Consider the following 14118-nt stretch of genomic DNA (forward strand, 5'->3'; position numbering starts at 1 on the left):
CTAATTCTTTTTATTGGAATTTGGAATTTTAAATATTGGAATTTACAAATTCTTATCCCCTCTCAACTCGCGGTATTTTTTTCTGGCATCGACAAAATAAATACTGTCCTGATGATTAAAAATTACCTTTTCATATAAAGGCTTTGCCTTTTCTGTGTCTTTTAGTTCGTCGTTGTAGATTTCTGCTGAGAAAAACAAGGCTTCGTCAACATAAATTCCGTCACTGTGATTGTCAATAATCTGCTGATATTGGCTTAAAGCCGAAGCAAAATCTTTCTGACTTTCGTAAATTTTTCCTAAACGAAGTAATGTTACGGCTTCTATTTCCTGACCTTTATAAGTCTTTAAAATATTCTGAAACTGTACGATTGCTTCTGGTTTTTTATTCTGATAAATTAAAAAATCTCCTTTTGCAAATGCTTTCAAAGCGACCTGAGTCGAATCTGCTGCGGTGTTGTCATTAATCAAAAGAAAATATTCTAACGCATCATTGGCGATTAACTGCGTATTGGCTGCTTTTAATTCTTTAAACTGCTTATTTGCCCATTCAAAATCGCCTTTGTAATAACTTGTTTTTGCCGCTTTCAAACTGGCTTCATGCGCCATTACATCATTCTTTAAATCCAACTGAATCTGCGAATAGTAAATAAGTGCCTGATTGTATTTTTCTTCCAAAAGCAAAATATCCGCCAGCTCCATTTTAGCATCGGCTTTTTGATATTCGTTTAAATTTAATTCTAAAGCTTTTTTGATTATTGCCTTTCCCTCCTCTGTTTTTTTCAAATTAAAAGCCAGGAAATGCGCCTGAATGATTTGCAAAGATAAGGTAAAAGGACTGATTTCGTAAGTTGCCAGCAATTGCTTTAATTCCTGATCAATAACCGGATAATCTTTTTCGGGTGCATTATCAATCTTTATCTGCATTAAATAGGCATTGGACTGAATCAGCAAACCTAAATCTTTAGTATTTTGAAGAATGAAGTTCAGAATTTCAACGGCTGTTTCGTCGTCATCTTCATTCATCGCAAACTGACTCAGATTTACAATACTCATCAAGGATTCCGGTTCACGTTTGTAAATGGCTTTTTCCTGAATAAATGCTTTCCCAAATTCTTTCTGCTGCACATAAAACCAACTCAGATAATGATTCCAGAAAACATCCTGATCTTTTTGGGTTCTAAGAATTAATGCTTTTCGCATGGCATCTTTAAAAGCCGTATTATCCGTTTCTCCATTCATAAATCGGGACAACTGAGTCTGAATCAAACTAGTATTCTGCGGATTTGTAAAAGATTCCGTCAATAGTAAATCGATCATCAAATCGGTTTTACCCAACTGTCCATACAGCATTCCGATCTGAAAATTGAAATTGAAATTCGGCTGCACCTGCATTGCCGTTTGATACGATTTTAAAGCATATTCCAGCAATACTTTTTTCTCAAACGAACTCGCAATTCCGTAAACATCATTTGGACTTACCTTTATTTTTTCGATGGCCTGTTCGTAGTAGTTTTTGGCTTTCGAATCGTTTTTCTGCAATTGAAAATTGTATCCTAACTCTACCAGAAAAACACCTTGCTTATAACGATTGTAACGATCCTGAATGGCTTTTTCGGCATTGGCAAACTGTTGTAATTGCTGATAACAATCAACCGTTCTCAAAAAATACTGTGTATTGGAAGGTGCTCCTTTTAAAAGTTCTTCGTAACTGATTTTAGCTTTTTCAAAATCACCCTTATCATAATAATACTGCGCCAGCTGCTCGTTTTGTCCAAATGCAAAACCAGAACATAATAAAACGATACAAATCAATATGTTTTTCATATTGCAGTCTTTTTTTAGTTGATTTTCAGCAGACGTTTAAAATTAAAACTGTCTTATGAAAATGTAATGCTTTCCGCTTTTTTCGATTTCCAAATAATCAAAACTAAGCCAATTACTATGAACGGAATACTTAAAATCTGTCCCATATTAATCAGCATATCGTTTTCAAAAGCTTCCTGATTTTCTTTGAAAAATTCAATGATAAATCGGGCTGCGAATAATAAAGTTAAGAAACTTCCAAAAATTAAACCTTGTGCTGTTCTAATTTTCTCTGATTTATACATATAAAACAGAATTACAAAAATCAACACATAAGCAAAAGCTTCATATAGTTGTGTTGGATGTCTTGGTATTAAATTGTCTCTCTGAAATACAACACCCCAATTTCCATTGGTTGGTTTTCCATAGATTTCAGAATTCATAAAATTCCCCATTCTGATAAATGCACCGGTTACAGGAACAGCAACTGCCATTTTATCCAAAAGTCCCAGAAATTTCACTTTGTATCTTCTGCAATATAAAATCATTGCGGTAATTACACCTATCGAACCTCCATGACTTGCTAAGCCCTGATAACCCACAAACTGATAAACTCCTTTTATTTTCTGAATCGGCAATAAAATTTCTATTGGATGTTGGAAGAAATAACCCGGTTCGTAAAAGAAACAATGTCCAAGTCGGGCACCTAAAACGGTTCCGACAATAACATAAATAAGCAAAGTATCGAGATTGTCCAGAGAAAGATTCTCTCTCTTATAAATATTTCTAACAATATAAAAGCCTAAAAGAAGTCCGCAGGCAAAAAGAGCTCCGTAATATTTTAAAGGAAAAGTATCTGTGATCCAAAAAATAACGGGATCAACGTTCCAGTTTAAAATTCCATTTTTCATGCTCTGTATTTTTAATTTTTATTCCAATTAAGAAAACCTAACAGGTGTTTTAAAAACCTGTTAGGTTTGTAATATTTCAGAACTAAAAACTAGTTTATAATATCAAATCCGCAGTAAGGACGTAAAACCTCAGGGATTACGATTCCTTCCGGAGTTTGGTAATTTTCAATAATTCCGGCCAAAACTCTAGGAAGCGCCAATGAACTTCCGTTAAGTGTATGCGCCAGTTGGTTTTTTCCGTCTTTATCTTTGAAACGTAATTTCAAGCGGTTTGCCTGGAAAGTTTCAAAGTTAGAAACAGAACTGATTTCCAACCAGCGGTCTTGTGCTGTAGAAAACACTTCGAAATCGTAAGTCAAAGCAGATGTGAATCCCATATCTCCTCCACAAAGGCGTAACACTCTGTAAGGTAATTTTAATTCTTTTAAAATCTCTTTTACATGTTCTACCATTCCGTCTAATGCTGCATAAGAATTATCTGGATGTTCGATACGAACTATTTCTACTTTATCAAATTGGTGTAAACGGTTTAATCCGCGAACGTGTGCTCCGTAAGAACCTGCTTCACGACGGAAACACGGCGTATAGGCAGTTTGTAAAACAGGCAATTCGCTTTCGTTTAAGATTACATCGCGGAATAAATTGGTTACCGGAACCTCAGCCGTTGGAATCAAATATAAATCGTCAACTCCGGCGTGGTACATTTGCCCTTCTTTATCCGGTAATTGACCTGTTCCGTAACCAGAAGCTTCATTTACCAAATGCGGCACCTGAACTTCGTTGTATCCTGCAGCAGTATTTTTGTCTAAAAAGTAATTGATTAAAGCACGTTGTAATTTTGCTCCTTTTCCTTTGTAAACAGGAAATCCTGCTCCGGTGATTTTTACACCCAATTCAAAATCGATAATATCATATTTCTTTACCAATTCCCAGTGAGGTTGTGCACCTTCATGCAAAGCTGGAATATCTCCTTCCTGGAAAACATTCAAATTGTCATCTGGAGTTTTTCCTTCTGGAACAATATCTGCCGGAAGGTTTGGTAAAGTGTATAATTTATTGGTTAACTCAACAGCCAAAGCTTCTGCTTTTTCGCTCAGTTCTTTACTTTTTTCTTTTAGTGAAACTGTTTTTTCTTTTAAGATTGCTGCTTTAGCTTTCTCTCCGGCTTTCATCAATTCACCAATATCTTTGGACAATTTATTAGATTCTGATAAAGTATTGTCTAATTCCACTTGAGCAGCACGACGATTTTCGTCTAATTGAACCACTTCTTCCACAACGCTTTTAGCATCGATATTTCGTTTTGCTAAAGCTTTGATTACTTTCTCCTGATTTTCTCTAATAAATGCAATTTGTAACATAGCTTGATTTTTATACTATTGTATTTTTTATAACGGAAGCAAATTTAAGGAAATGTTTGTTAACAATAGGTCAAAGTTTTATAGTAAAACCGAAATCTCTTATAAACAGCAAAAGCACTAAAAAAGTGCCCTTGATGTTATTTCTAAATTTATAATTTTTACTCTAAAAAACGATGCCTGTCATCTCTGTGAAAAGCATATTCTTTCCCGTTAAACTTGAGTTTTTCAGATTCTTTTTTGATTTTCAGCTCTTTATTTTCTTCCATTTCGTTTTCTAAACTGTCTTCAACCGCTTCTTCATACGAAAAGTTTTTAGTTACAATTAAATCGAAAAGACCATTTGTTTTATCATCTCCTAAACTTATCCCTGTTTCCAGTGTTTCGATTTGATACGTTCCGCTACCGTTCGAGTCGCCATTGGTCAGATAGATTGGATATTCGTATAAAACCTTTCTGATTTCATTATCAGTCAGCGTAAGTAACGTAAATTTCTTTTCTGAATACAAAACAATTCTGCTGTTCGCATTGGCTTCGGTATAAAAACCAATAGCAGGAGTATTTTCGTTTAGATAAATCAGGTTTTTCAAAATATGCGATTTAGAAAACTGAATCTCTTCATTGTGATAATATCCTAAATTAGCATCAAATTCCTCAGCGATTATGCTACCGCTTTCACGATCTACAAATAAATATTTACGCTGAAAATAATTACCTAAATCTGTGTAATCCTTAGATTGTTTCTTTTTTCTATTACGTTCTACAATAGTTAAGACAAAAAAAGCGGTTTTATCGTCGTAGTTTATGGAACTTGTCTCGTCAATTTTAATATTGGAGTATTTAATATTTAGGTTGGAAGCAACTTTTGAAAGCAATGGAAGATTTAGTTCTTCGGAATCTTCGATATTATCCAGATTCCTAAAAACAATCTTTTTAAACTCCTTTTTATTCACATTCGTATCTGCTTTTATAAGCGAAAGCAGTTCCTGATTCTGAAGTTCTGCTTCATTCTTAGTTTTATCATTACCGCAAGCAAATAAAAATAGTAAAACTCCACTTAAGAGAATCGTTTTTTTCATAGGCATTAATTTATTTGTAGAAACTTTTGGGTTCTCCAAATATATAATTTTCTTACAAACACAGCTAAAAAAAGATCCAAATATCAAATAATACTCTAAAAAACCAATGATTGTGAGACTTCACAATTTAAAATTTTAGTCTCTTTTAATTTCATGACCAACAAATTCTTCCAGTGTTTTAAACATTTCTTCAACAGAAAGTACTTCGGTATCCTGATGAGATTTTAAAAACGCTGCATTCAGTTCGACCAGATTTTCATCCAGTTCAAAATAAGCATTGTTATTTAAAAAATCTCGAAGCGGGTTTGGAGTATCAAACTTAGCTTGCAGAAATTTCCCAAGTTTAATATTACTTTGTAAGCGCAATTTTCTGCTTTGTTCTTTAAAAAGTTCTAAATGTTTTTCGGCGCCAATTAAAGCCAGACCTTCTTCAATTAATTCGTTTAATTCTTTATTCCAGCCGGAATCGTGAACGAATTTCGAAAAATTTCCTTCCGTATATTTTGAAGCATAGAAATCTAAATAATAGCTCATCAAGGCATCTTCATGAATCAAATCATCGTCTATTTTTTCTTCGCGCATTAAATTGATTACCGAAATATTCGAATTTACAACGTCTTGCGGATTTTCGCTATTGGCTGCTGTTTCTGAAATAATGATTTTACCGAATTCCATTTGAGTTTTTGTTTAAAAAATTGTTTTGCAAAGTTGAGCAAATAATTGAAAAAATCCTTTTTAATTTCAATCAAAGAGATCTAAATTATTTTTTTGGTTAAGTTTTTGAAGATGAATTTTTTAACCGAAACTAAAATCTAAATTGATAATTTTAAATTACTTAAAAATTATGAAAAACACTATCCTCAAAAGTTTAGCTCTTTCCCTTTTTATTACAAACATTTGGAGCGTAACTATATTTTTTATCTACTATTTTGAAGCGCCTGGTTTATTTAGTGGCTTCAAAACTCTATTTATTTTTCTCTACAGTTGTTGGATCATGTCTGGAATTGGAGTTTTAGGAATTTTCATTTCATTCTTAAAATTCTGGAAATCAAATATTCAAAAAGTATTCCTGCTCTCAACTGTAACATTTCTTAATACTTTCTTCTCTTTACTTATTATTCTGACTGCTATTTTCGAGGTTGTAAATTATCAGTTAGATATATCTAACATGGTGTTTCTAATAAATTTTATCATTCCAATCACAGGATTTTTTCTCATCAAAAGAAAAATGAAAGAATCTTAAAATAAAAAAAATCTATTTCAGTAGTAAATATATTATCGAATTGCCTTCAGCTAAAAGTGTAGGTAATTCTTTTTAATTTCTAAAACCCTTTATTCTCTACTAATAACTCTTTCAGTTCATCAGTCTTTACATAAGCCGCAAAACGTCCGGAAAGCAGTAACATTTCTTTTTCTTCGGGCGTTATTTTTAGTTTGGTCTCTACATGAGAAGCATATTCATATAACATCAAAAGTTCACTGGCACCAAAATCTTTAAACTTTTCTTTATCTAAGCTGGAAAGTATGACTTCTCCATTTTTATCTTTTTTAAAACTTTCCGAACCAAATTTTGAAATCAGTTGCGCTTTAAAATCATCATGCATTTTAAGCCATGTTGCCGCTTCATCATCACTGTTTTTTAGTTCTGTTACCAAATCGTCGTATTTCTGATCTTTTTTCAAATTTGCTAAATGATGTCTCAAAGTGGTAAACCCAATAACCTGATAATTTGAAGTTGGAATTTTATAACGATCCAAAACATTTTCTACATCTCTTTCAAAAGTCATGTAACGTGTTTGAACGGTGTATAAAGAGGCCGTTTCTAATAACGAAAGCAATCTGATTTTACCATCATTTATATAAGGCGACTTTTTTCCCTGACCCAAACAATCAATAAAAAGTGCTTTTTTGTTTTTGTCTTTCACTTTTGTATCGTTGTGAAGCAATTCGATCAAGGTTTCGTACCCCATATTGTCCGATGCACCGCCATCGATCACACACAGTATTTTATCCTGATTTTTGATTCCGAATTTGGTTTTCGGCAAAACACCCGGAAAAGCAGAACTTGCCGTAATGGCATACGTAAGCGGAAAATCGTAACCATTATTAATTTGATTTTCGTCAAGCGAAAGTGCCGCTTTATTGGGCGCTAAAGACGAATTGATTTTTAAAGCACGAATAATATGCGGCATAAACGGAAAACGTTCACCATTGTTATAAGCCGTTCCATTGGCCACCATCATAGGCAATTGCGGGTTTAATTTGCTTTCCTTAGGAATAAAAAAATCCGACAACTGCATTTGTGTTTTAAACTTATTCTGATTTTCGGGATTGGTACTGTCGTATTGCAAGACTTCCAGATCTAAACGCTGTGCCCTAGAGATTTTTTCTCCTTTTTCGTTTCTGCTGTTATTTAGAAGAGAAAAAAGTGTAGCCGATTTATTAACCTCTGATTTAAAGGCATCTGCTTTAGAAAAGTAAAATTCATTAAAAGTGCAATTATCGTATTGTAATTTGTTTTTCAGAATCGTCAGATAATATCCAGCTGAGTAACAACCTCCGGAAACCGTTGAGAAATAATCGATTTCATTTAGAAAATTATGATTCGAATTCTCATCCTTAATTTCTTCTAATCCTAAAAGGACTCCCAAACTAAAAAACTGCGCTCTCGATCCGCCACCCGAAATCCCAACTCCCAAAGCGATATTCGGATTCTGCAATCGCACATCACGATCCTGAACCGATTTATACTCATTTAAGCTTACCGTAGGAATCGAATTGTAATTGATTTCCGAAAAGAGATTTATTTTGTTTTGAGCGATTCCTTTATTTACAAAAAGCACAAAAACGAATCCTATAGAAAGTCGTTTAAATATCATAAATCAAAAACATTATTTGATGCAGATAAAATTAATTGAATTAATTCAAAATGAAACACTTGTATTTTATTTTTTCAAAATAATAGTATAAAAAAACCGCATTCTGTCTGAATGCGGTTTTCAAATATTTAAAACTAGAAAAAATCTTAGTTTGTTTTCATTGGCGGTAAATCAAACGCAACAGAATCATGTTCGAAGTTGTTTCTGTGTCCTCCGTCGCAGAATGGTTTGTTGTTAGATAATCCGCAACGGCAAAGTCCTAGTGCAGATCTTCCTTGTAAACCGTAAAGTGCTCCTTCCGGATCCATGATTTCAAAATCTCCTTCGATTTTAATAGATCCGTTTTTATTGATGATTAATTTAGTCTTGCTCATAAATTTTGTTTTTTTTCCGGTGCAAAGATTGCGAAATATATCTTTATTTAAGAGCAATGATCGTAGTTTAAACTGGTTCTATTTTAGTTGTGTTTTGCCACGAAGGCACTAAGGCGCAAAGTTTATTGTTTCACACAGATTTTAAAAGATTTAAGCACATTAGCACAGATGACTAACTTAAAAAACTTAGATTCTTAATAAAAAATCTTTGCGCCTTAGTGCCTTCGTGGCAAAAACCCTACAGTGCCTTGTAAACAAAATTTCTAAACTTTACATTTCCCTTTCCAATAGAGCAAAGACCAATTCTTAATCCCAAAAATCCGCTTAATACATTATGATTGTATCCCGAAACTTCTACAGAGTTTTCAATCTTTTTCCAGTCTTTTCCATCAAGGCTGTAAAACATATCAACTGTGTTTTTGATATTTTTTAAGCGAAGAAAAACTTTTCTATTATGTGTATTTTTCTCTGTCGGAAACTGCCAGCCTCTCAAATTGGCCAGAATATTATGCTGATCAGCCAATATTCCTGAATAATATCTATTATCGTAAAAAAGCGTTAATCCGCCAGTAGCATCGCCTTCAATTTCCATTTCGACTTCAGCCATATAAGAATGTCCACCTGGAACAATTACCAGCGGAGAACTATTTCCAACACTATCTCCTTTTCCTTCAATAGTCAGAGTATTATTGGCTACTTTAAATCTTGAACTTTCAACTCCATTATAAAATTTCCATTGTGGCTTTAAAGCCAAACCTCCAAAATTATCACTCAATGAAAATTCAGGAAGTGTTTTTCCTTGAGGTTTTGCAATAGGCTTATCAGTTTGAATATTATCAGGAATTTTATACCAACCGTCTTTTGTCCATTCGACCGGTTGCAATAAAGTTTGGCGTCCTAGGTTGTAATAGTCTTTTTCGTAACCGTGAAAAATCATCCACCATTTTCCGTTGGCATCTTCAAAAATAGTGCTGTGCCCTTTTGACCACCAAGTTTCAGAATTGCTGTTTGTACGCACAATCGGATTATGAGGCGAATTTTCCCAAGGACCAAGTGGCGATTTAGATCTTGCCGAAATGACCATATGACTTGTTGCGGGTCCAGCTGTTCCGCCTTCGGCAACGGTTAAATAATAATATTCGCCTCGTTTAAACAATTTTGGCCCTTCCATACAAAAACATTCGATGCTCCACTCGCGCGGAATTTTCCAACCGTCGTAAATATGTTTTAGTTCACTTGTTACTGAAAGTCCGTCTTTGGATAACATCACATAACCTCCGTTGCTGAAATATAAAAATCGGTTTCCTTTATCATCTGCAATATGTCCGGGATCAATATTTCCGATTTTCAAATCGATTGGCTCGCTCCAGGGTCCGTTGATAGAATCGGCAGTTACTACGAAATTGGTATTATTCGCAGGAAAATAAATATAGTATTTGTTGTTGTACTTAATTAAATCGGGCGCCCAAACGGCTCCAACATATTTATGAAGCGCATTCGTAACTGGCTCCCAATTCATTAAATCGGTAGAATGCCAGATTAAAAGTCCGGGATAATAATCAAAGGAAGAATGAACGATATAATAATCCTTTCCGTCTCTCAATAAACTCGGATCGGGATAATCTCCCGCAAAAATTGGATTGGAATATTGATTCTGCTTTAAATTCTTTTCTGATTGTGATTGTGAATAATCATAATAAGTAAATAATAGTAATACAGCCAGATATATTTTTTTCATGTTTTGATATTTTTTTCAAATATAGTCAAAAAGACCATAAGATAAATTTAGCTACTCCCGATAGCTATCGGGATAAAGGATTAAAAAGGTTCTTTTTTACTATTTTGTTAGACTGAGTGAAGTCGAAGTCCTTGCAAGGTGATATATTTATTAGTGAAATAATCTCGCAAAGACGCAGAGTGGCAAAGTTTTTAGGACTAGTTTGTCATTTCGAGGAACGAGAAATCTCCGCGAGTAACTCCGCTCCTAAGAGAGCCAATCTTTGTCGAGCTTCTTGTGGAGATTTCTCGTTCCTCGAAATGACAAACTGCATGGTTAATCTTTAACTTAAAAACAAAAACTTTGCTACTCCGCGACTTTGCGAGAACCAAATTCAATAAAATCTTAGCGAATCTCTGCGCTTTTTCTTTGCGAATCTCTGTGTAATATTAAAATCTCAATTCTATTGCTTATTTTTGCACTCAATAAAATTGAATTATGATACAAGATCCAAAGAGATATACGATCACAGCGGCATTACCTTACACCAACGGGCCTATTCATATTGGGCATTTGGCTGGGGTTTACGTGCCTGCAGATATATATTCCAGATACTTAAGATTGCAGGGGAAAGATGTTGCATTTATTTGCGGAAGCGATGAACACGGCGTTGCAATTTCTATGAAAGCCAAAAAAGAAGGAATCACACCGCAGGAAGTTATTGATAAATATGATGGAATCATCCGTAAATCGTTTGCTGATTTCGGAATTTCATTCAACAATTACTCCAGAACTTCGGCGAAAATTCATCATGATACGGCTTCGGAATTCTTTAGGACTTTGTATGATAAAGGCGATTTTATTGAAGAAGTTACAGAACAATTGTACGATGCAAAAGCCAATCAGTTTTTAGCAGACCGTTTTGTGGTTGGAACTTGCCCAAAATGTGGCAATGACGGCGCTTACGGCGATCAATGTGAAAACTGCGGCTCTACTTTGAACGCAACCGATTTGATTAACCCAAAATCGACAATTACTGGCGAAACTCCCGTTTTAAAATCAACGAAACACTGGTTTTTACCTTTGGATCGTTACGATGCTTTTTTACGCGAATGGATTTTAGAAGGTCATAAAAACGATTGGAAAACCAACGTTTACGGTCAAGTAAAATCTTGGATCGACGCAGGATTAGAGCCTCGTGCCGTAACACGTGACCTGGATTGGGGAATTGATGTTCCTGTTGAAGGTGCCGAAGGCAAAAAATTGTACGTTTGGTTTGATGCACCAATTGGATATATTTCTTCTACAAAAGAATGGGCAGCGCGCGAAGGAAAAGACTGGGAACCGTACTGGAAAGATCAGGATACAAAACTGGTTCACTTTATCGGAAAAGACAATATTGTTTTCCACTGTATCATTTTCCCGGCAATGCTAAAAGCAGAAGGAAGCTATATTTTACCAGACAACGTTCCGGCAAACGAGTTTTTGAATTTGGAAGGAAACAAACTTTCGACTTCTAAAAACTGGGCGGTTTGGTTACACGAATATTTAGAAGAGTTTCCAGATAAACAGGATGTTTTACGTTATGCTTTGACATCAAACGCTCCTGAAACAAAAGATAACGATTTTACGTGGAAAGATTTCCAGGCTAGAAATAACAACGAATTGGTTGCCGTTTTTGGAAACTTCATTAATCGTGTTGTGGTTTTAACCAATAAATATTACGATGGAGTTATTCCAGCGCCAAACGAATTTACAGAAGTTGACGAACAAACTTTAGCCGAATTAAAAGCGTATCCAGCTGTGATTTCAAGTTCGGTTGAGCGTTACAGATTCCGTGAAGCTTTGGGCGAATTGATGAATGTGGCTCGTTTAGGAAACAAATATCTGGCAGACGAAGAGCCTTGGAAAGTAATGAAAGACAATCCGGAGCGTGTAAAAACTCAAATGTATGTGGCGTTACAAATCGCTGCTGCGTTGAGCGTTTTGGCTGAGCCGTTTTTACCTTTCACTGCTGCGAAACTTTCTAAAATATTGAATTTAGGAGATCTTAAAGAGCATTTTGCAGGTTTCAGCAAATTCCTGAAAGAGAAAAATCGTGATGCAAAAGATATTTTCCTTGATAAAACTTTAGGTTGGAATGATATTTCTGAAACTTCAGACTTACTTCCTGCTGGACATAAAATTGGCGAAGCAGAATTGCTTTTCGCTAAAATTGAAGACGAAGAAATACAAAAACAAATAGATAAATTGGAAGCAACAAAAACAGCTAATCTTGCCGAAAATAAACAAGCAGAACCTCAGAAAGATTTAATTCAGTTTGAAGATTTTGCGAAAATGGATATCCGTATCGGAACTATTTTGGAAGCTGAAAAAATGCCAAAAGCAAACAAACTTTTAGTGCTAAAAGTAGATACAGGAATTGATGTTCGTACGATTGTTTCTGGAATTGCTGAAAGTTTTTCGCCAGAAGAAATTATTGGAAAACGTGTTTCTGTATTAGCAAACTTAGCGCCAAGAGCTTTACGTGGTGTTGAAAGCCAAGGAATGATCTTAATGACAACAAATGCAGAAGGAAAACTGGTTTTCGTAAATCCGGATGCTGATGCGCCGAATGGTGCTACGGTAAACTAAAGATTTTAAAAGATGTGTTATTGCACATCTTTTTTTTCATCTCTTTTAAGTTTATTTGGGCTGTCCTGCAAGGTTTTCAAAACCTTGTAGGTTTGAATAAATTGCCATACCTACAAGGTTTCGAAAACCTTGCAGGAATTAAAAAAACAAAAATAAAATTCTTACATTTTATTATTTCTTTTCAAAATCCTTTTTGTAAGTTTGTTCTGCAAAAATACCAGAAGTAATTCTGAAACTTTATTTAAAGTTAACATAAGCGAACCCTCGCCATGATGGCCCTATGGAAACTCGGGAAATCTATCCTTCTGGGTATTTTTGCACATCTAAAGCGAGGGTTTCGTGCGTTTAATATTTTCGATATGCAAAGAGAAAATCAAAAACCGACACATCACGATGTAATGCCATCAATGGCAAAATTTCTTTCAGACTTATGGTTTGAAGGAGATTTTAGAGAACAGCCCCATTATCTGTCTGAAATTTTCAGGCGAATTCTTGAAACAGATTTGGGAGATGACAAAGAGCTAAGATCAAAAATGATGGAATGCATCAAAATAAGTGAAATGCTTGCCAAAGCACTTGAACCGTTTTCGGATAAACAAATTCAGAAAGCCTGCAATAAAATCATAACGGCTTAAGATAAAAGCGTAAATCGATTAACTTTTTTAATTGATTTGCGCTTTTTCATTTCTCTACATTATCAAATCATTGATTTTTCTTTAAAATTAGTTTTCTTACAAAAAAAATGAGATATTAGCGCCAAAAGTTATTCGAAAAACTGAAAATTATGGAGCTATTAGACAGTTTACCTACGTTGCTTAAATCTTTTTGGTACATCGCGATTCCAACAAGTTTAATTTTTCTTATTCAAACCGTTATTACCTTTTCGGGTCTGGATGTCGCAGACGGTTTTGATACCGATTTTGATGCTCACTTACATGACGGAGGCGATTTTCAGCTTTTTTCCTTAAGAAATTTGATTAACTTTTTGTTAGGTTTTAGCTGGACTGGAATTTCTTTTTATTCGACTCTTGGCGAAAAGCCGGTTTTTCTTATTGTTACTTCCTTTGTTGTTGGGGTTTTATTCGTGCTTTTGTTTTTCTTCGTGATCAAACAGGTACAAAAACTAGCCGAAGACAATTCTTTTAAAATTACCAATACGCTAAATAAAACCGCAGAAGTTTATCTGACTATTCCCGAAAAGAAAAGCGGAAAAGGTAAAATCATGATAAGCGTAAACGGTGCCTTTCATGAACTGGAAGCCATGACAGAAAACGACCGAATTCCATCAGGAAGTGCTGTAAAAGTTGTTAAAATAGAAAACAACAACCTCTTAATCGTAGAAACCATATAATACACATACCAT

The 14118-nt window shown here is 34.6% G+C and carries 11 protein-coding genes; 3 read left to right on the forward strand and 8 right to left on the reverse strand.

Annotation, left to right across the window (positions count from 1 at the left end):
* Positions 1-42 precede the first annotated feature (42 nt).
* The 8 genes from HYN56_RS04225 to HYN56_RS04265 form a co-directional block, all read right to left on the reverse strand.
* A complete protein-coding gene (locus tag HYN56_RS04225; RefSeq protein WP_109191038.1) occupies positions 43-1824 on the reverse strand; it encodes a tetratricopeptide repeat protein in 1782 nt (593 codons plus the stop codon).
* Between the two features lie 53 nt (positions 1825-1877).
* Entirely contained in the window at positions 1878-2714 is an 837-nt protein-coding gene (gene lgt / locus HYN56_RS04230) for a prolipoprotein diacylglyceryl transferase (RefSeq protein WP_109191039.1), read from the reverse strand.
* 89 nt (positions 2715-2803) lie between these two features.
* Positions 2804-4075 carry a serine--tRNA ligase gene (serS, locus tag HYN56_RS04235; RefSeq protein WP_109191040.1) on the reverse strand — a complete coding sequence of 424 codons (1272 nt, stop codon included), beginning with the start codon at positions 4073-4075 and terminating at the stop codon, positions 2804-2806.
* A 158-nt stretch (positions 4076-4233) separates the two neighbouring features.
* Positions 4234-5151: a PA3715 family protein gene (locus tag HYN56_RS04240; protein ID WP_109194717.1), complete on the reverse strand. Its 918-nt coding sequence runs from the start codon at positions 5149-5151 to the stop codon at positions 4234-4236.
* Between the two features lie 135 nt (positions 5152-5286).
* Entirely contained in the window at positions 5287-5826 is a 540-nt protein-coding gene (locus HYN56_RS04245; RefSeq protein ID WP_109191041.1) for a DMP19 family protein, read from the reverse strand.
* Positions 5827-6473: 647 nt separating this feature from the next.
* Positions 6474-8030: a patatin-like phospholipase family protein gene (locus HYN56_RS04255; RefSeq protein ID WP_109191043.1), complete on the reverse strand. Its 1557-nt coding sequence runs from the start codon at positions 8028-8030 to the stop codon at positions 6474-6476.
* 146 nt (positions 8031-8176) lie between these two features.
* Positions 8177-8404 carry a CDGSH iron-sulfur domain-containing protein gene (locus tag HYN56_RS04260; protein ID WP_109191044.1) on the reverse strand — a complete coding sequence of 76 codons (228 nt, stop codon included), beginning with the start codon at positions 8402-8404 and terminating at the stop codon, positions 8177-8179.
* 238 nt (positions 8405-8642) lie between these two features.
* On the reverse strand, positions 8643-10142 hold the full coding sequence (locus tag HYN56_RS04265; RefSeq protein WP_109191045.1) for a family 43 glycosylhydrolase: 1500 nt from the start codon (positions 10140-10142) through the stop codon (positions 8643-8645).
* 477 nt (positions 10143-10619) lie between these two features.
* On the opposite strand from HYN56_RS04265, the gene metG reads away from it, so the two are divergent.
* The 3 genes from metG to HYN56_RS04285 all read left to right on the forward strand — a co-directional run bounded on the left by metG (position 10620) and on the right by HYN56_RS04285 (position 14106).
* Complete coding sequence (gene metG, locus HYN56_RS04270; RefSeq protein ID WP_109191046.1) at positions 10620-12755, forward strand: methionine--tRNA ligase; 2136 nt, start codon at positions 10620-10622, stop codon at positions 12753-12755.
* A 359-nt stretch (positions 12756-13114) separates the two neighbouring features.
* Positions 13115-13390 (forward strand): hypothetical protein, encoded by a 276-nt coding sequence (locus HYN56_RS04280; protein WP_109194718.1) that lies wholly within the window; start codon positions 13115-13117, stop codon positions 13388-13390.
* A gap of 149 nt (positions 13391-13539) precedes the next feature.
* Positions 13540-14106 carry an NfeD family protein gene (locus tag HYN56_RS04285; protein WP_205727646.1) on the forward strand — a complete coding sequence of 189 codons (567 nt, stop codon included), beginning with the start codon at positions 13540-13542 and terminating at the stop codon, positions 14104-14106.
* Positions 14107-14118 lie beyond the last annotated feature (12 nt).

Source organism: Flavobacterium crocinum (assembly GCF_003122385.1).
Taxonomy (GTDB): Bacteria; Bacteroidota; Bacteroidia; order Flavobacteriales; family Flavobacteriaceae; genus Flavobacterium; species Flavobacterium crocinum.